The organism is Streptomyces sp. DH24, assembly GCF_029813775.1.
Lineage (GTDB): Bacteria > Actinomycetota > Actinomycetes > Streptomycetales > Streptomycetaceae > Streptomyces.
This window is the reverse complement of the sequence record NZ_JARVKW010000039.1, coordinates 1-18,012: the sequence shown is the minus strand read 5'-3', so window position 1 is coordinate 18,012 and position 18,012 is coordinate 1. Positions and strand designations below refer to the sequence as shown.

At 73.7% G+C, this 18,012-nt stretch carries 16 protein-coding genes and 1 pseudogene; 8 read left to right on the top strand and 9 right to left on the bottom strand.

Going from position 1 to position 18,012, the window contains the following annotated elements; all coding sequences use genetic code 11:
• Window positions 1-8: 8 nt before the first annotated feature.
• Window positions 9-1,127, bottom strand: a complete 1,119-nt coding sequence (locus QC282_RS25890) for an ADP-ribosylglycohydrolase family protein (RefSeq protein ID WP_279551968.1) — start codon at window positions 1,125-1,127, stop codon at window positions 9-11.
• A 270-nt stretch (window positions 1,128-1,397) separates the two neighbouring features.
• Between QC282_RS25890 and QC282_RS25885 the strand changes: the two genes are divergently transcribed.
• On the top strand, window positions 1,398-1,907 hold the full coding sequence (locus QC282_RS25885) for a DUF2165 domain-containing protein (protein ID WP_279551967.1): 510 nt from the start codon (window positions 1,398-1,400) through the stop codon (window positions 1,905-1,907).
• Here the strand turns inward: QC282_RS25885 and QC282_RS25880 are convergent.
• The 3 genes from QC282_RS25880 to QC282_RS25870 all read right to left on the bottom strand — a co-directional run bounded on the left by QC282_RS25880 (window position 1,900) and on the right by QC282_RS25870 (window position 6,009).
• Window positions 1,900-2,463, bottom strand: coding sequence for a hypothetical protein (locus QC282_RS25880; protein ID WP_279551966.1), 564 nt, complete (start codon window positions 2,461-2,463; stop codon window positions 1,900-1,902). The two genes, QC282_RS25885 and QC282_RS25880, sit on opposite strands and share 8 nt — an antisense overlap.
• A gap of 85 nt (window positions 2,464-2,548) precedes the next feature.
• Window positions 2,549-5,134, bottom strand: coding sequence for a bifunctional FO biosynthesis protein CofGH (locus tag QC282_RS25875; protein ID WP_279551965.1), 2,586 nt, complete (start codon window positions 5,132-5,134; stop codon window positions 2,549-2,551).
• A gap of 29 nt (window positions 5,135-5,163) precedes the next feature.
• Complete coding sequence (locus QC282_RS25870; protein WP_279551964.1) at window positions 5,164-6,009, bottom strand: TIGR03619 family F420-dependent LLM class oxidoreductase; 846 nt, start codon at window positions 6,007-6,009, stop codon at window positions 5,164-5,166.
• Between the two features lie 82 nt (window positions 6,010-6,091).
• Between QC282_RS25870 and QC282_RS25865 the strand changes: the two are divergent.
• A pseudogene (locus tag QC282_RS25865) lies at window positions 6,092-6,274 on the top strand (hypothetical protein); the annotation flags it as partial.
• Here QC282_RS25865 and QC282_RS25860 read toward each other — a convergent pair.
• A complete protein-coding gene (locus tag QC282_RS25860; RefSeq protein ID WP_279551963.1) occupies window positions 6,246-6,728 on the bottom strand; it encodes a VOC family protein in 483 nt (160 codons plus the stop codon). The pseudogene QC282_RS25865 and the gene QC282_RS25860 overlap by 29 nt on opposite strands.
• 296 nt (window positions 6,729-7,024) lie before the next feature.
• Between QC282_RS25860 and QC282_RS25855 the strand changes: the two genes are divergently transcribed.
• Together QC282_RS25855 and QC282_RS25850 are read left to right on the top strand one after the other, a co-directional pair.
• Window positions 7,025-9,976: a BTAD domain-containing putative transcriptional regulator gene (locus QC282_RS25855; RefSeq protein ID WP_279551962.1), complete on the top strand. Its 2,952-nt coding sequence runs from the start codon at window positions 7,025-7,027 to the stop codon at window positions 9,974-9,976.
• A 203-nt stretch (window positions 9,977-10,179) separates the two neighbouring features.
• On the top strand, window positions 10,180-10,347 hold the full coding sequence (locus QC282_RS25850; protein WP_279551961.1) for a hypothetical protein: 168 nt from the start codon (window positions 10,180-10,182) through the stop codon (window positions 10,345-10,347).
• Between the two features lie 90 nt (window positions 10,348-10,437).
• Here the strand turns inward: QC282_RS25850 and QC282_RS25845 are convergent, their stop codons facing one another.
• The 3 genes from QC282_RS25845 to QC282_RS25835 form a co-directional block, all read right to left on the bottom strand.
• Window positions 10,438-10,983, bottom strand: a complete 546-nt coding sequence (locus QC282_RS25845; RefSeq protein ID WP_279551960.1) for a hypothetical protein — start codon at window positions 10,981-10,983, stop codon at window positions 10,438-10,440.
• A gap of 157 nt (window positions 10,984-11,140) precedes the next feature.
• Window positions 11,141-13,507 (bottom strand): PQQ-binding-like beta-propeller repeat protein, encoded by a 2,367-nt coding sequence (locus QC282_RS25840; protein ID WP_279551959.1) that lies wholly within the window; start codon window positions 13,505-13,507, stop codon window positions 11,141-11,143.
• 307 nt (window positions 13,508-13,814) lie between these two features.
• Window positions 13,815-14,537 (bottom strand): VOC family protein, encoded by a 723-nt coding sequence (locus QC282_RS25835; RefSeq protein ID WP_279551958.1) that lies wholly within the window; start codon window positions 14,535-14,537, stop codon window positions 13,815-13,817.
• Window positions 14,538-14,671: 134 nt separating this feature from the next.
• Here QC282_RS25835 and QC282_RS25830 point away from each other — a divergent pair, with 134 nt between their 5' ends.
• On the top strand, window positions 14,672-15,307 hold the full coding sequence (locus tag QC282_RS25830) for a TetR family transcriptional regulator (RefSeq protein WP_279552003.1): 636 nt from the start codon (window positions 14,672-14,674) through the stop codon (window positions 15,305-15,307).
• A 113-nt stretch (window positions 15,308-15,420) separates the two neighbouring features.
• On the opposite strand, the gene QC282_RS25825 is transcribed toward QC282_RS25830, so the two are convergent.
• Window positions 15,421-15,873 carry an Lrp/AsnC family transcriptional regulator gene (locus tag QC282_RS25825; RefSeq protein ID WP_279551957.1) on the bottom strand — a complete coding sequence of 151 codons (453 nt, stop codon included), beginning with the start codon at window positions 15,871-15,873 and terminating at the stop codon, window positions 15,421-15,423.
• An 82-nt stretch (window positions 15,874-15,955) separates the two neighbouring features.
• Here QC282_RS25825 and QC282_RS25820 point away from each other — a divergent pair, with 82 nt between their 5' ends.
• From QC282_RS25820 to QC282_RS25810, 3 genes are all read left to right on the top strand, one after another.
• Window positions 15,956-16,594, top strand: a complete 639-nt coding sequence (locus tag QC282_RS25820) for a LysE family translocator (protein WP_279551956.1) — start codon at window positions 15,956-15,958, stop codon at window positions 16,592-16,594.
• A gap of 72 nt (window positions 16,595-16,666) precedes the next feature.
• On the top strand, window positions 16,667-17,092 hold the full coding sequence (locus tag QC282_RS25815) for a pyridoxamine 5'-phosphate oxidase family protein (protein WP_279551955.1): 426 nt from the start codon (window positions 16,667-16,669) through the stop codon (window positions 17,090-17,092).
• 45 nt (window positions 17,093-17,137) lie between these two features.
• On the top strand, window positions 17,138-17,809 hold the full coding sequence (locus tag QC282_RS25810) for a pyridoxal 5'-phosphate synthase (RefSeq protein WP_279551954.1): 672 nt from the start codon (window positions 17,138-17,140) through the stop codon (window positions 17,807-17,809).
• Window positions 17,810-18,012 lie beyond the last annotated feature (203 nt).

The following is an 18,012-nucleotide window of genomic DNA, read 5'->3' as shown; positions in this document are numbered from 1 at the left end:
GGGCCCGGTCAGGCACCCCGCGGGTAACGCGCCAGCCAGGCCGGCGACGAACCCGCCGGGCCGTGCAGGGCCGGGCCCTGCGTCATCTCCATCGCGAAGTCGTCGGCGAGCTCCAGGATCGTGGGACGGCCCTCCAGCTCGGCCAGCCAGGCCGGCGGCAGGGCCGTCTCGCCGTGCAGGGCGCCGAGCAGGCCGCCGGTCAGCGCGCCCGCCGCGGCCGACGGGCCGTCCTGGTTCACCGCCAGGCACAGCCCGTGCCGTACGTCCTCGCCGACGAGCGCGCAGTAGACGGCCACGGCCACCAGGCCCTGCGCCGTGCCCTCGCCGGCCAGCTCCGCGACCCGCGCCGGGGTGGGCATGCCCTGCCGTACCGCGCCCAGCGCTCGCTGCAGCGCGTCCGACACCGGCTGGTGGCCCGGCAGCGCGGCCAGCAGCGCGAGCGCCCGCTGCACTGCGCCGTCCAGGCTCTCGCCCCGGGCCAGCCCGTGCACGATGACGGCGTAGGCGCCCGCCGCCAGGTAGCCCACGGGGTGGCCGTGGGTCTGCGCGGCGCACTCCACGGCGAGCTGCGCCACCAGCTGGGGCTCCCAGCCGACGAGCAGTCCGAAGGGCGCGGAGCGCGCGGCGGCCTCCGGACCGGCCTCGCCGGGGTTCTTGGGCGCGTCCAGGGTGCCCATGGTCGCGTCGCCGAGCCCCAGCAGCAGGGCGCGGGACGGGTCCCGGCGGGCGTACAGCCACTCCTGGCGGGCCAGCCAGCCGTCGTCCTTGCGGCGCTCGTCGGGGCCCCAGTCGTGCTGCGTCGCCGCCCAGCGCAGATACGCGCGGTGCAGATCGGTCGGCGGGTGCCAGGCGCCGGTGTCGCGGCGCACCTGGGCGCGGATCAGGCCGTCCGTCGAGAAGAGGGTCAGCTGGGTGAGATGCGTGACGGCGCCGCGCCTGCCGTAGGCGGGGGCGGGTCCGAGGATTCCCTCGGGGCCGTAGGCCGCCCGGACGGCCTCGATGTCCAGCGCGTCGACGGGGGCGCCCAGCGCGTCGCCGAGGGCCACGCCGAGCAGGGTTCCGCGCACCCGGCTGCGGAAGTCCTGCTGTTCGGTACGGCCCCAGACGGCGCCGGCTGTCGCACCCACCCAGACCTCCCGGGGCACCGTCGGACGTACGAGCGCTCAGCACTGTAATCGAACGGGAACCGTCGGCTCAGGGGCCGCATCGATATGCCGCATGTGGCCGAAGTGAACACAATCAGTCGGTTATATGCACCGTTCAGGAGTCATGTCGGGCCGCGCGGTTCGCGCCGTTCACCACGATTGTCCGCGCCGCCGCGTGCTCCTGCGACTCCGCGTGCCGCTCGGTCCGGCTCCCCGCGTGCCGCGCCGGGCCAAGCAGGGAAGGAAGCTCCCATGGCCACCACCTCACGCGCCCTCGCGCTCGCCGCCACGCTCCTCACCGCCACCGTCGCCCTCTACATGACGCTCGTCGCCGTCGGGAACATCACCGACTTCGGCACCAACCAGCAGTTCGTCCGGCATGTGCTGGCGATGGACACCACCTTCAAGGACGACGACCTGATGTGGCGGGCGATCACCACGACCTGGCTCCAGGACGCCGCCTACGTGGCGATCATCGTGTGGGAGTCCGTGGCCGCGCTCGTGCTGCTCGCCGGGACCTGGCTGTGGCTGCGGCGCGACCATCCGCGCGCCCGGCGCATCACCACGTACGGGCTGCTCATGGTGATGCTGCTGTTCGGCGCCGGGTTCATCGCGATCGGCGGGGAGTGGTTCGCGATGTGGCAGTCGGAGGACTGGAACGGGCTGGACGCGGCGACCCGGGTGTTCCTGCTCAGCGGCGTCGTGCTGGTCACCGTCCACCTGCCGACGGCGGGGCGCTCCGGGCAGGGCGACGCTACTTGACGACCGCGACCGTCGTCCCGGTCGTGCCGAACGCCCACAGCGCCGAGCCGTCCGCCGTGCGCAGCCGGATGCCGCCCGTGTCCGTGCCCTCGGCGGGCGGCGGCGAGGAACCGTCGACCGCGTTGGAGAAGGCGATCGACAGGCCGGACTTGGCGGCGAAGTACACGATGTTCTCGATGTTGACGCCGTCGGAGCCGGTCGTGGCCTCCCGCCGGGTGGTGACCGTGTACGTGCCCGGGTCGGGGCTGACCGTGCCCGGCCAGACCCGGAAGGTGCGCCGGGTCGCCTCGCTCGCGTCGACCAGCCACACCCGCTGCTGCCCGAGCGAGTAGACGATGCGCCGTCCGGTGCCGGAGCCGTCCGGCACCCGCGCGGGCCGGGTCGCCTCGGGTTCCGGCCTGGGGCTCGCCGACGCCGACGCGCTCGGCCGGGCGTCCGTGGCGGCGGGCCGCGGGCCCTGGTTCGCCTGCACGGTCAGGACGGCCACCGCCGCGATCGCCCCCACGGTCAGACCGCTGACCCAGGCCCATGAGGGAAGTCGGGCAGGCACGGGCACGCATCTCCTCAGCTACGGAACCCCGTATGTCAGGGCCCGATCATCGTACTGCGACGGCCCCGGCCGCCGGTCCGCGCCCGCGACCTCAGTCCAGTACCGGCAACAGTTCCGGAAGGTGTCCGTCCGAGGCGGCCGCCGCCCGTCGGCGCTCCTCCGGGACCTCCCCGTACAGCGTGGTCCGCGGCCTGGCCGGGCGGCCGGCCGCCGCCGCGACGGCGACGAGGTCCCGCACCGACTTGTACGAGCCGTACGACGAGCCCGCCATGCGGGAGATCGTCTCCTCCATCAGGGTGCCGCCGAGGTCGTTGGCGCCCGAGCGGAGCATCTCGGCCGCGCCCTCGGTGCCGAGCTTGACCCAGCTGGTCTGGATGTTGGGGATGTGCGGGTGCAGCAGCAGGCGCGCCATCGCCGTCACCGCGCGGTTGTCCCGGACCGTCGGGCCGGGGCGCGCGATGCCCGCCAGGTACACGGGCGCGTTGGTGTGGATGAACGGCAGCGTCACGAACTCCGTGAACCCGCCGGTCCGTTGCTGGATGCGGGCCAGCGTGCGCAGGTGGCCGAGCCAGTGCCGGGGCTGGTCCACGTGGCCGTACATCATGGTCGAGCTGGAGCGGATGCCCAGTTCGTGCGCGGTCGTGATCACCTCGGTCCAGGTGGCCGCGGGCAGCTTGCCCTTGGTGAGGATCCAGCGGACCTCGTCGTCGAGGATCTCCGCCGCCGTGCCCGGGATCGAGTCCAGCCCGGCCTCCCTGGCGGCCGTCAGCCACTCGCGGATCGAAAGGCCCGTCCTGGAGGCGCCGTTGACGACCTCCATCGGCGAGAAGGCGTGCACGTGCATGCCCGGCACGCGCTCCTTCACCGCCCGCGCGATGTCGAAGTACGCGGTGCCCGGCAGGTCCGGGTGGATGCCGCCCTGCATGCACACCTCGACCGCGCCGACCTCCCACGCCTGCTGGGCCCGGTCCGCGACCTGCGTGAGGGACAGCGTGTAGGCGTCGGCGTCGGTGCGGCGCTGGGCGAAGGCGCAGAACCGGCAGCCGGTGTAGCAGACGTTGGTGAAGTTGATGTTCCGCGTGACGATGTACGTCACGTCGTCGCCGACGGCCGCCCTGCGCACGTCGTCCGCGATCCGGCACAGGGCGTCCAGCGCGGGACCGTCGGCGTGCAGCAGCGCGAGGGCCTCGGCGTCGGTCAGCCTCGTCGGGTCGTCGGCCGCGGTCGCCAGGGCCTGGCGCACGTCGGTGTCGATGCGCTCGGGCGCCATGCCGGGGACGGCCGCCTCGCGCAGCGCGTCCCAGTCGCCGTACACCTCGTCGAAGTCGGCGCGCCGGTCAAAGGTGCGGCCCTCGGTGTCGATGGCGGTGTGCAGGTCGGTGCGGCCGGACGACCGGAACGCCTCGTCGGGCTCCTGCCACGGGTGGCCCTCCACGACGGCGTCCTCGCGGGCCAGACCGGTCTCCGGATCGGCGAGTGCCGCGACGTGCGGGCGCAGCCGCGGGTCCAGCCAGGGCTCGCCGCGGCGCACGAACTCCGGGTACACGCAGAGGCGTTCCCGCAGCGCGAAGCCGGCCGCCCGGGACTTCTCGGCCAGTTCCTCGATCCGCGGCCAGGGACGCTCGGGGTTGACGTGGTCGATGGTGAGCGGGGAGACCCCGCCCCAGTCGTCGATGCCGGCGCCGATCAGCCGCTCGTACTCGTCGTCGACCAGGTTCGGCGGGGCCTGGAGGCAGGCGGAGGGGCCCATGATGTGCCGGGCGACGGCGACCGTGGCGACCAGTTCGTCGAGTTCCGCGTCGGGCATGCCGCGCATCGCGGTGTCCGGCTTGGCGCGGAAGTTCTGGATGATCAGTTCCTGGATGCCGTGGTGGGCGCGGGCGACCTTGCGCAGCGCGAACAGCGACTCGGCGCGCTCCTCGTACGTCTCGCCGATGCCGATGAGCAGGCCGCTGGTGAACGGCACGGACGAGCGGCCGGCGTCCTGAAGGACCCGCAGCCGTACGGCGGGTTCCTTGTCCGGGGAGCCGTGGTGCGGGCCGCCCGGCTCGGACCACAGGCGGGTCGCGGTGGTCTCCAGCATCATGCCCATGGAGGGCGCGACGGGCTTCAGGCGCTGGAAGTCGGTCCAGGTCAGGACGCCCGGGTTGAGGTGCGGGAGCAGTCCGGTCTCCTCCAGGACGCGGATGGAGATCGCGCGGACGTAGGCGATGGTGTCGTCGTAGCCGTGCGCGTCGAGCCACTCGCGCGCCTCCGGCCAGCGGTCCTCGGGCTTGTCGCCGAGGGTGATGAGGGCTTCCTTGCAGCCGAGGGCGGCGCCCTTGCGCGCGATGTCCAGGACCTCGTCCGGCGACATGAACATCCCGTGGCCGGCGCGGCGCAGCTTGCCGGGGACGGTGACGAACGTGCAGTAGTGGCACGTGTCGCGGCACAGCCGGGTCAGGGGGATGAAGACGCTCTTGGAATACGTGATCACGCCGGGCCGGCCGGCCGCCTCCAGCCCCGCGTCCCGCACCCGGGCGGCGGAGGCGGCGAGGTCGACGAGGTGCTCGCCGCGGGCCTGGAGCAGCACCGCCGCCTCCGAGACGTCGAGGGCGACGCCGTCCCGGGCACGTTTGAGGGCGCGACGCAGGGAGTTCTCGGTGGGGCCGGTTCCGGAGGTCGCGGAAGTCGTCATTCTTTGAGCATACGTTCGGGCTGATCAGGTCAGAGATGGGCGGCGCAGGCGTCCAGCGCCTTCAGCACCTCGGCCTCCCCCGCCGGCGGCAGTTGCACCACGACCTCCTCGATGCCGAGGGAGGCGAAGTGCGCGAGCTTGCCCGCGCTGGGGTGCACGGCGTACGGCACGACCTGGAGGGCGTCCGGGTCGCGGCCCGCGTCGGCCCACACGGCGCGCAGCCGGGGCAGCGACTCGGTCAGGCCGCGCCCGCCGATGGGCAGCCACCCGTCGGCGTACTCGCTGATGTGCGCGAACAGCTTCGGCCCTGCCGCCCCGCCGATCAGCGTGCGCGGCCCGGTGACGGGCCCGCGGGGCGCCTGCACCGGCTTGGGGTACGCGTGGCTGGCCCGCACCCTGCCGAACTCGCCGTCGTACGCCGTGGGTTCGGGCGCCCACAGGGCCCGCATCAGCGCCATCCGGTCCCGGACGAGCTCGCGCCGGGTGCGCCACTCGATGCCGTGGTCGTCGGCCTCCTCCACGTTCCAGCCGAAGCCCAGGCCGAGCGTGAGGCGCCCGCCGGACAGGTGGTCGACGGTCGCGATCTGCTTGGCGAGGTCGATCGGGTCGTGCTGGGCGACGAGGGTGATGCCGGTGCCGAGCCCGAGGCGCTCGGTGACGGCCGCCGCCTGCCCGAGCGCGACGAACGGATCGAGGGTGCGGCCGTACTCGCGGGGCAGCTCGCCGCCCGCCGGGTACGGCGTCGCGCGCTCGACGGGGCTGTGGGTGTGCTCGGGCAGGTACAGCCCGGCGAACCCGCGCTGCTCCAGCTCACGGGCGAGCCGGACCGGGGTGATCGTCTCGTCGGTGAGAAAGACGGTGACGGCGATACGCATGCCCCATCTGTACCCGGTCCGCCACACCCTGTCCATACCGACCGGTCGGTACACCCGGCGGGTCCCGCCGCCGGCCGGGTCGGTGTCCGGCGACGGGACGGCCGAGTGGCACACGACGGCGTCCTACGCGGCGTACGGGCGGGCGGAGTTGCGGCACGAGGCGGTGGCCGGTCCGCTGCCGGGCGCGTCCGCCGCGTTCACGGACCCGGTCTTCCCGGGCCGTGAACGGCGGCTCGTCAGGGCCTGGCGTAGGGCCGGGTCATGATCTCCATGTTGTGACCGTCGGGGTCGTCGAAGTAGGCCCCGCGACCGCCGAACAGCCGGTTGATCCGGCCCGGTTCGGTGTGGCCCGGGTCCGCGTAGTGGGTGACCCCGAGCGCGTCGAGCCGGGCGATCATCCCGTCGAACTCCTCGTCGGGGACGAGGAACGCGTAGTGCTGGCTCTGGATCGGCTCGTCGCGCTTCTCGTAGTAGTCGAGCGTGACGCCGTTGCCGAGGTCGACCGGCAGGAAGGGCCCGAAGGGCGCACCGACCTCCAGCCCGAGGACGGTGGCGAGGAATTCCGCGGAGAGCCGGCGGTCGCGGGCGTACACCACGGTGTGGTCGAGCCGGACGGGGAGGGATGTCGTGGACTGTGCGGCCTGCTCGGGCCGACCGGACTGTGCGGCCTGCTCGCGCTGATCGGGCTGCTCGGGCTGCTGCTGTGCGTGCTGCGACATGGGTGGGCGTTGCTCCCTTTCCTTTTCACTTCGCCCGTCGGTGGACAGCGGAGGCGGGAAAAGAAGGTGGCGCTCTGGCACGCCCCGGGATCACGCCGGGGCCGGGCGCCTCACTCGTGCGTGGCCCATGGCCGACCCGGCAGTCACGGCGTCGACACTATCGCGTCTGCGGAGAGAGTGTGAGGGCCTTGTGTCACCCGATACCACAGGCTGTGATCGGTATCTCGCGAAGCTGACGTGGTCGGCATGAACAAGGCAAACTGACTTCGTTGCTCAGCATGGCTAGGGGGACGGCGATGGGTGTACCGCGTGTGCCGGAGCAGAGGCGTACCGGCTCGGAGGAGCCGACGGCGCTGCGCTTCGGTGTGCTCGGCCCGGTGCGCGCCTGGCGCGGCGACGAGCCGCTGAGCACCGGCTCCCCGCAGCAACGCGCCCTGCTGGCCGCGCTGCTGCTGCGCGAGGGCCGCACGGCGACCGCCGGGGAACTGATCGACGCCCTGTGGGGCGAGGAACCGCCGTCGCAGGCACTGGCGGCGGTACGGACGTACGCCTCCCGGCTGCGCAAGGTGCTGGGCGCCGGAATGCTGGTCAGCGAGTCCGGCGGGTACGCGGTGCGCGGCCTGCGGGACGGCACGCTGGACCTGGCGGTGGCGCAGGACCTCGCGGCCGAGGCGGAGAAGGCGCGCGGCGCCGGGGACCTGTGCCGTGCCCGTGAGGTGCTGGGGCGGGCCCTGGCCCTGTGGGACGGGGAGACCCTGGCGGGCCTGCCGGGCCCGTACGCGGAGGCGCAGCGCGTGCGCCTGGAGGAGTGGCGCCTCCAACTCCTCGAAACCCGGCTGGACATGGACCTGGAGCAGGGCTGCCACGCCGAGGCCGTCTCGGAGCTGACGGCCCTGACGGCGGCCCACCCCCTGCGCGAGCGCCTGCGCGAGCTGCTGATGCTGGCCCTGTACCGCAGCGGCCGGCAGGCGGAGGCGCTGGCCGTCTACGCCGACACGCGCCGCCTGCTGGCCGACGAACTCGGCGTCGACCCGCGCCCCGGCCTCCAGGACCTCCAGCAGCGCATCCTCCAGGCGGACCCCGGCCTGGCCGAGCCGTCCGCCCCGGTGGCGGAACCGGCGACGGCGCCGGTCCGGCCCGCTCAACTGCCCGCGACCGTCCCGGACTTCACGGGACGCGCGCCCTTCGTGACGGAACTGAGCGACGTCCTGGCGTCGGCGGAGGGCCGCGTCATGGCGGTGTCCGCCCTCGCCGGCATCGGCGGCGTCGGCAAGACGACCCTGGCGGTGCACGTCGCCCACCAGGCACGCGCGGCGTTCCCCGACGGTCAGCTGTACGTCGACCTGCAGGGCGCGGGCTCGCGCTCGGCCGAACCGGAAACGGTCCTCGGCTCCTTCCTCCGCGCCCTCGGCACGGCCGACTCGGCCATCCCGGACTCCCTGGCGGAACGCGCCGCCCTGTACCGCTCCGTCCTCGACGGCCGCCGCGTCCTGGTCCTGCTGGACAACGCCCGCGACGCGGCCCAGGTGCGGCCCCTGCTGCCGGGCACCGAGGGCTGCGCCGCCCTCATCACGTCCCGGGTCCGCATGGTCGACCTCGCCGGCGCCCACCTCATCGACCTGGACGTGATGTCGCCGGAAGAGGCGCTGGCCCTGTTCACGAAGATCGTCGGCGAGGAGAGGGTGGCGTCGGAGCGGGAGGCCGCCCTGGACGTCGTCGCGGCCTGCGGCTTCCTGCCCCTCGCCATCCGCATCGCGGCGTCCCGCCTCGCCGCCCGCCGCACCTGGACGGTGTCGGTCCTGGCCTCCAAGCTCGCCGACGAACGCCGCCGCCTCGACGAACTCCAGGCCGGCGACCTGGCCGTCAAGGCCACCTTCGAACTCGGCTACGGCCAGCTGGAGCCCGCCCAGGCCCGCGCGTTCCGCCTGCTCGGCCTGGCCGACGGCCCCGACATCTCCGTGGCGGCGGCAGCGGCGGTCCTCGACCTGCCGGCCGAGGACACCGAAGACCTCCTGGAGTCCCTGGTCGACACCTCCCTCCTGGAATCGGCGGCCCCCGGCCGCTACCGCTTCCACGATCTGGTCCGCCTCTACGCGCGTGCCTGCGCGGAACGCGACGAGGAGCCCCCGAGCGAGCGGGCCGCGGCGATGTCGCGGCTGCTGGACTTCTATCTGGCGACGGCGGCCGGGGTGTACGCCATCGAGCGGCCCGGGGAGCGCGTCCTCGCGCACTTCGCGGCCACGCAGCAGCCCGGCCTGACCTTCCCCGACCGGGACCGCGCGCTGGAGTGGCTGTTCAGCGAGTCGGTGTGCCTGCTCGCCTGCGCGCGGCAGGCGGCGGCGGCCGGCATGCAGCGCAAGGCCGCCGACCTGCTCATGGCGGCGGTGGACCTGGGCGAGTCGGGCGCGAACTCCCTGCAGTTCACGCAGGCCGCCGCGGCCGTCAGCGACGCCGCCCGGGCCGTCGGCGACTGCTGGGCCGAGGGCAGGGCCCGCACGATGCTCACCCACGTGCACAGCGTGTCCGGACGCTTCGCCGAGGCGGAGGAGGAGGGCAGCAGGGCCCTCGAACTCGGCCTGTCCTCCGGGGACCCGGTCGCCTGCGGCCAGGCACCCAACCAGCGGGGCATCATCGCCCTGTACGAGGGGCGGCACGGCGACGCCGAAGCGCACTTCGGGCAGGCCCTGGAGGCGTTCCGCGCCGACGGCAACCAGCCGGGGGCCGCCGCGGCCCTGTGCAACCTGTCCCGGGTCCACCTGGCCACCGGCCGCACGGACAGCGCCGTGGACCTCGCGCGGACCGGCGTCGAGATCTACGAGCGGGACGCCACCGGGCAGGCCCTGCGGCTGGCGAACGGCAAGTACGCCCTCGGCATGGCCCTGACCAGCGCCGGCCGGACCGCCGAGGCGCGGTCCGCGCTGCTCGACGCGCTGGAAGTCTTCCGCAACAGCAGGCAGTTGCTCTGGCACGGGATGACGCTGTTCCGGCTGGCCGAGCTGCATCTGACGGACCAGCAGCCGGCCGCGGCGGCCTCGCAGGCCGAGCAGGCACTGGTCACGCTGCGCGGCATCGGCGGGGACTGGCGGCGCGCGAACGTCCTCACGGTGCTCGGCCGCGCGCTCAGCGCCATCGGGCACACCGACCGGGCCCACGTCTGCTGGCAGGAGGCGCTGGCGGTGTTCGAGACGCTGGGCTCCCCGGAGGCGGCAGAGGTGCGCTCGCTGCTCGATCCGGCGGCGGTCGCCTGACCCGGCGCCCGCGCGCGTTCGTTCATCATTCGTTTATCGCCGACCGGCACTCTCATGGATACCGAACCGCCGCGTCGGGGGGCAGGCGGCTCGGTATCGGCCTCACCGTTAAGGTGAACGGCCTTACGGACCCGTCCGGCGGCCCTCGGGGGAGTCGCCGGACGGTTTCGTTCAGACCTACAGACTTCAGGGAGTTGACCGTCATGGCCGACAACGAGCTCAAGCCGACCGACGCGCACGCCACCGATGCGGACCTCAAGCCGACCGACGCCCACGCCACCGACGCGGACCTCAAGCCGACCGACGCCCACGCGACGGGCGAGGAACTCACCACGCTCGACGCCCACGCGACGACCGAGCGCCCCAGCTGACCCACACCACGGGGGAACCGGCCGCGGCAGTCTCAGGGGGAGCTGCCGCGGCCGACGTGTGTCCGGGGGGCGGCGGCCCGGACTCCGGTGCTACACCGCCGTCTTGGTGGCGTCCGTGATCTCGCAGGTCCCGTCGGTGGCGTCCGTGCCGCTGGGGACGTACGGGGTCGCCACGTCCTGGGTCCTCGACTCCGCGGCCGGGACGTACGCGATCGAGTCGGTCGTCGACTTGATCGTCGCGCCGCTCGGGTCCTTGAAGACGACCGTGAAGTCGTACGAGTACGGCGTCGTGGGGTCGGAGTTGGTCGCGGTCACCCGGGCGACCAGGCCCCGGGCCTCCTCGTACGCGCAGTTGTCGATCTCCAGGTCGCTCGCGGCCTCGGCGGCGGAGCCGCTGCCCGAGGTGGCGTCGCTCGACGCGCCGCCCGAGGAGACGCCGGTGTCGACGTCCGGCACGTCGACGTCCACGTCGTCATCGTCGTCGTAGTGGCCGCCGGACGAGCCGCCCGAGGTGGACGAGGACGAGCTGCTGGAGTCCGAGCCGCTGCACCCTCCCCCGCCGGAGTGGCGGGCGCCGGTCAGGGCGACGACGACGCCGACGGCGATGGCGACGGCGCGGACATGGCGAAGCTTCATCTGTTCAACCCCCGTGTGGTGATGGCCCTTTGGAGCGGCCGGGGGCGCGCGTCGGCTGCCTCCCCCGGCATGGCCACGTCACGCTAGCAGGGAGAATGCGGCGAAAAGGCCGCCCGGGGCGGGCGGTGACAAAGCCGTGAAACAAGACGCGAAATCCTCACGCCGTGCGGGCCGTTCCCGTTCCCTTCTCCGCGTCCAGCGCGTACACGCAGCGGTCCTTGCTGCACGCGTACACCACGCCGTCCCGCACCACCGGGGAGCCGGTGATCTCGCCGCCGGTCGCGAGCTTCCAGCGCAGCCGGCCGTCGTCGGCCTTCAAGGTGTACAGCAGGTGGTCCGTGGAGCCGAAGTGGATGCGGCCCTCGGCGACCGCGGGCGCGCCCACGATGTCGCCGCCCGCCTGGAAGCGCCACTTCGGGGTGCCCGTGACCGCGTCGAGCGTGTACAGGCCCTTGCCGCTGCCGACGTGGACGTGGCCCGCGGCCACCAGCACCGGCTCGACCGAGGACCGCGACTCCGTGGCGATGCGCCAGCGGTCGCGTCCGTCGGTGGCGTCGAGGGCATACACGGTGCCGAGGTAGTCCGCGAGGTAGATGCCGCCGCCGGTCACCGCGGGGCCGGGCACGAACGCGGGCGGGGACAGGAACACCGCCGGCGCCTCGAAGTGCCAGCGGACGTGGCCGCTCGCCACGTCCAGCGCCAGGACCCTCGTACCGGCGCAGACGTAGACGTAGCCGTCCGGGGCCTGAGTCAGGCGGACCGGGACGCCGCCGCAGGACGCGGCGTCGCCGATCGGGTACGACCAGCGCTCGTCGCCGGTCCGGGCGTCCAGGGCGCGCAGGCGGGCGTCCTGCCAGACGTACACCGTGCCCTCGTGGACGGCCGGGCCGGCCTCCGGGGACTCGAAGTCGGTCTGGGCGCCGGTGATCTCCCAGAGCTTCTGGCCGCCCGAGGCCTCCCAGGCCTGGACGCCGCCGCCCCGGGTGCCGGTGACGACGGTGCCGCGTTCGGCCTTGAGGGAGTACACCCAGGCGTCCGTCGGCAGCCGCCACAGGTCGGTGCCCTCGCGGGCGTCCAGGGCGAAGAGGGTCGGCCCGTCCGAGGCGTGCACCCGGCCGTCCGCGACCGCCATCGACCAGGCGACGTCCCGCGTCTTGAAGCGCCGCCGGCCGGTCGCCACGTCGAGGGCGTGCACCTCGAAGGAGGTGACGTAGACGAGGTCGTCCGCGACGGACGGGGTGCCCCACACGTCGTTGGACATCCGGAACCGCCACGGGCGCCAGCCGCCGGGCTGGTCGGGTCCGGTCGCCGGGGCCGGGGGCGCGGCGGTGGCGGGGACGGCGGGGTCGGCGCCGTTGACGCCGTGGTGCGCCTTCGTCCAGGAGGCGGCGAGCGCGGCCTGGGGCGGCGGCGCCTTGACGGCGGCGGCGCGGACGTCGGCGACGCGCGGTCCGGGCCCGATGGGCACCGCGACGCCGGCCAGCCGGACCGGCCCGGTGTCGGGGGCGCCGACGGGCGCGGCCACGGGCGGCCGCGGCGGTACGACGGGGTCGTGCGGGGGCGGCGGCGGTACGGGCGGCCGGCCACCGGTGCTGCGGCCGGGGCCCTGGTTCGCCTTGGCGGGCGGGCGGCCGTTGCGGCGGGCCTCGATGAGGCTGACCGCGAGCTCGGGCAGCCACGCCGACGCCGTACCGCTGTCGTCGGAGCCGGAACCGAACAGGTGCGGGGCGAGCTGCGCCTGCAGGTCGGCGGGGGTGGGGCGCGCCGAGGCCTCCATCTGCATGCAGGACTCGATGAGCGGACGCAGCTCGTCGGGCAGGCCTTCGAGGTCGGGGCCCTCCCTGAGCAGCATGAACACCGTCTCGACCGGGTTGGCGCCGTGGAAGGGCGCGTGCCCGGTCGCCGCGAAGACGAGCGTGGAGCCCAGCGAGAACACGTCGCTCGCGCCGGTCACGCTGCGGGAGTCCTTGGCCTGCTCGGGCGACATGTAGGCGGGCGTGCCGACGGCGACGTTCGTCATGGTCAGGCGGGTGTTGGAGACGCCGGACGCGATACCGAAGTCGATCACCCGGGGGCCGTCCTCGACGACGAGGACGTTCGAGGGCTTCAGGTCGCGGTGCACCAGGCCCGCGCCGTGGATGGACTGGAGCGCCTCGGCGACGCCGGCCGCGAGCCAGCGCACCGCCTGGGCCGGGAGCGGCCCGCACTGATTCACTATCTCTTCGAGGGAGGGCGCGGGGACGTACGCGGTGGCCAGCCAGGGCACGGCGGCGCGCGGGTCGGCGTCCACCACGGCCGCCGTGTAGAAGCCGGAGACCGCCCGCGCGGCCTCGACCTCGCGCGTGAAGCGGACGCGGAACAGCTGGTCCTCGGCGAGCTCCGTCCGGACCGTCTTGATCGCCACGCGCCGGCCCGACGCCGAGCGCGCGAGATAGACCAGCCCCATTCCGCCGGCACCGAGCCGTCCCAGCACCTCGAACGGCCCGATCCGCCGTGGATCGTGCTGCGTCAGCTGCTCCACCACTTGCCTGCCACCTCCCCGTACGAGCCGCGTCACCGCCATATGAACGCCATATGTCGCGGCCCAGTGCAGCGTCTCACCACCGCACCGCCGTGGCGGCACGCACCCTGATTCTTCCTGGCCGGGGCGCTGGTGGCGAACCCGGGGGCGGATCGGGGTGTCTTCGGACAAAACCACACGCCGGCCTGGTACGGAAGGCCGCGCCCGGATGCCGGAACGCCCGGGAGGGACCCGCGCAAGGCCCCGAGGCCGCCCTCAGGACGCCGTCTCGGATGCCGAACACCCCTTCGAACGCCCTCCGGCGCCCGTCTCAGCGTTGCAGTAGTGCGAACGAGGCACCCTGGTCGTCGGTGACGACCGCGACCCTGCCGTACGACGTGTCGAACGGCGTCGCCTGCACCCGGCCGCCGAGCCGCCGCACGGTGTCGAGGGCCGCGTCGCAGTCCTCGACGCCGAAGTGGACGAGGAAGTGCGGCGGCATCTCGGCGGCGAACACGTCGGAGACGGGCGCGCGCCCGACGTCGGGCTCGGCGTCCGGCCCGAACAGCGCCTCGTGGAAGAGGTCGCCGTAGAAGGCGTTGGCCGCGCCGGTGTCCCGGGTGTACAGCTGGGCCCAGGCGAAGCCGCCCGGCTCGTGCCGCCGCCCGAAGCCCTCGTGAGCGTCGGCCTCCCACAGGCCGAAGACGGCACCCTCGGCGTCCGTGACCAGGGCGAAGGAGCCCAGGTCGGCGACCCGCGTCGGCGCGGTCACGAGCTGCCCGCCGGCCGCCCGGACGCGCCGCACGAACGCCTCGGCGTCCGGCGTCGCGAAGTACACCGTCCAGACGGTGGGCATCCGGCCGTCCGTCTTGGGGGCGAGCGCGGCGACGGGCTCGCCCTCCCGCAGGGCCCACACGGAGGAGCCGTGCGCCGCCCGGAAGGTCCACCCGAAAAGCCCACCGTAGAAACGCTTGCCCGCCTCGATGTCGGGGAGCTGCGCGTCGACCCAGCAGGGGACGCCCTCCCCGAACGCGGATGCGCTGTTTTCGGCCATGTCGCCAACGTAACGGCCGTGCACGCAACGCGCAGACCAGGCACACCGGCCTCCAGACCCCCGTGCACCCCATTTGCAGTCGGCCAAATCGCGCTCCCACCCCCCCTCGGTAAGCTGACGGCATGACAGGACAAGTGCGTACCGTCGACGGCCGGGTGGCCGGCCGGCGTGGGCAGGCGACCCGGCAGAAGCTGCTCGACTGCCTCAGCGAGATGCTCAGCTCCTCCCCGTACCGCGACGTCAAAGTCATCGATGTCGCCCGCAAGGCAGGCACTTCGCCCGCGACCTTCTACCAGTACTTTCCGGACGTCGAAGGCGCCGTCCTGGAGATCGCCGAGCAAATGGCCGCCGAGAGCGCCGACTTGGCCGGGCTCGTCGCGGGCCGCTCCTGGGTCGGCAAGGCGGGCTGGCAGACGGCGCAGGAACTCGTGGACGGCTTCCTGGAGTTCTGGCGCAGAAACGATGCGATCCTGCGGGTTGTCGACCTCGGGGCCGCCGAGGGCGACAAGCGCTTCTACAAACTCCGCATGAAGATCCTGAACTCGGTGAACAGCTCCCTGGCCGCCTCCGTCGCCGAGTTGCAGTCCAAGGGCAAGGTCGACAAGGACGTGAACCCGGCGGCCGTCGCCGGTTCGCTGGTCGCGATGCTCGCGGCCGTGGCCTCGCACCAGAAGGGCTTCCAGACGTGGGGCGTCAAGCAGGCTGAACTCAAGCCGAACGTGGCGCTGTTGGTGCACCTCGGCATCACCGGGAAGAAGCCCACGAAGTAGCCGAGCGACCCCCCTCACGGCCGACGCGGCCCGTCCGACGCCTCAAGTCCTGTCAGGCAGGCGGTGGTTCACCCGAGTGGACCGCCGCCTGTTGCGTTCTCCGGGGCCGTCGGTCACGCGGGCAGGGGGCGGTCCCGCACCACGTGCTTCATCACGAGCGTGGACGTCAGGCGCTGCACGCCCGGCAGGGTGGCGAGCCGCTCGTCGTAGAGCCGCTGGTAGGCGGCGAGGTCGGCCGCGACGACCCGCAGCAGATAGTCCGGCTCCCCGAACAGCCGCTGCGCCTCCACCACCTCCGGGACCTCGCCGACCGCCCGCTCGAACCCGGCGACGGTCTCGCGGTCCTCCTGCCGCATGGAGACGAAGACCAGCGCCTCGAAGGTCAGCCCCACGGCGGCCGGGTCCACCACCGCCCGGTAGCCGCTGATCGCCCCCGACCGCTCCAGCTCCCGCAGCCGCCGGTGACACGGCGAGACGCTCAGCCGCACCCGTGCCGCCAGCTCGGTCACGGTCAGCCGGCCGCCCTGCTGGAGCTCGGCAAGAATCTTCCGGTCCACGTCGTCCATGCGGAAGATCTTCCCTCGGATGCGGGCTGATCGCGCAAACTTCAGGAACACCTTCGGGCCAATTGTGCCTAATGTCGCCCCCATGGACTCCGGAACGCTGATTTCCTTCCTCGCCCTCGACCTGCTGCTGGTGTGCGTGCCGGGCGCGGACTGGGCGTACGCCGTCTCCGCCGGGCTGCGCGACCGCGCGGTGGGCTGGGCGGTGGGCGGCCTGGTCGCCGGATACGCCCTGCACACGCTGCTGGCCGCGGCGGGGCTCGCCGTCCTGGTGGCCGGCTCCCCCGCGCTGCTGACCGGGCTGACCGTGGCGGGGGCGGCGTATCTGGTGTGGCTGGGGTGGGGCGTGCTGCGGCGGCCGGGGGTGCCGGGGGCGGGCGGGGCCGCGGAGTCCCCGGCCTCCGGGCGGCGGGTCTTTCTGCGGGGCGCCACGATCAGCGGGCTCAACCCCAAGGGGCTGCTGCTCTACCTCTCCGTGCTGCCGCAGTTCCTCACGGCCGAGGGGGCGCCGGGTGGTACGCGGCTGCCCGTCGCCGGCCAGACCGCCGTCCTCGGGCTGCTGCACATGGCGTGCTGCGCGGCCGTCTACCTCACGGTCGGCGTCACGGCCCGCGCCGTACTGGGTGCGCGTCCCGCCGCGGCCCGCGCGGTCACGCGGACGTCCGGTGCGGCGATGCTGGGGGTCGGGGCGGTGCTGCTGGTGCAGCGGCTGGGGACGTTGTAGGGGGTGGGGAACAGCTCTGTGCCGGGTGTCGTTGGGTTGGGGGCAGACACCCAAGCGTCGGAGGAGTCCCGCATGGCACTGACCCGCGAAGAGCGTGAACTGTTCCTGGCCGAGCCGCACGTCGCCGCCCTCGCCGTGGACGCCGGGCCGGACCGCGCCCCGCTCACCGTGCCGATCTGGTACCAGTACGCGCCGGGCGGCGAGGTGTGGATCATGACCGGGCTGGAGTCCCGCAAGTACGAGCTGATCAAGGCGGCGGGGCGGTTCAGCCTGTTGGTCGACCGGCTCGAACCCAGCATCCGGTACGTGTCGGTGGAGGGGCCCGTCGTCGACACCGTGCCCGCCACCGTCGAGCAGTTGCGGGAGATCTCGGCCCGCTACCTCCCGGCCGACAAGGTCGACGGCTACGTCGACTTCGCCTGGCAGAACCACGGCGAGCAGGTCGTCGTGCGGATGCGGCCGGAGCGCTGGGTGTCGTCCGACCTGGGGTCGGTCTGAGCGGGGGCGCACGCCGGGTGCCGCCGGGACCGCGACAATCGGGGCATGGGAACGGATCTTCACGAGCTGCTGAGGTCGCTGCGGGTGTGGGACCCCGAGGTCACCGAGCTGCCGGCCTTCGACCCGGACAGCGCGCCCGGTGAGCCGCTGCCCCTGTTCACACAGTGGTTCGCGGCGGCGGTGGCGGCCGGGCAGCCGGAGCCGCACACCATGTCGCTGGCGACGGCGGACGCGGAGGGCCTGCCGGACGTGCGGATCGTGATGCTGCACGGCGCGGATGCCGACGGCTGGTCCTTCGCGACGCATGCCACGAGCCGCAAGGGCCGGCAGCTGGCGGCGCGTCCGTACGCGGCGCTGTCCTTCTACTGGCCGGTGCTGGGCAGGCAGGTACGCCTGCGGGGGCCGGTCGCCGTCGCCGGTGCCGAGGAGTCGCAGGCCGATCTGCACGCCCGGTCGACGGGGGCGTTGGCCGCTGCTCTGACCGGTCGGCAGAGCGAGGTTCTGGACTCGGTCGAGGCGCTGGAGGAGGCGTCGCGGGCGGCGTGGGACCGGGCGAGCCGGGAACCGGGGGCTCCGGCGCCGACGTGGACGCTGTACCGCCTGGCCCCGGAGGAGGCGGAGTTCTTCCAGGGCGACGCCGGTAGACGCCACGTCCGCCTCCAGTACCGTCGCCGCCGCACGGGGCGGGGGTGGACCCGCCGGTTGCTGTGGCCTTGAGGGCCTGGCGGCTCGGGTCGTGTGCGGGGTGCCTGCGGCGGCCTGTGCGGGTTCGGTGGGTGGCGCAGCGGGTGCCTGCGGCAGCCTGTGCGGGGTGGGTGGTGGCGGAGCGGGTGCCTGCGGCGGCCTGTGCGGGTGCGGTGGTGGCGTGCGTCGCGCTGTCGGTGCGGTGGGTGGGTCGGGGGGGGGGGGGGGGGGGGGGG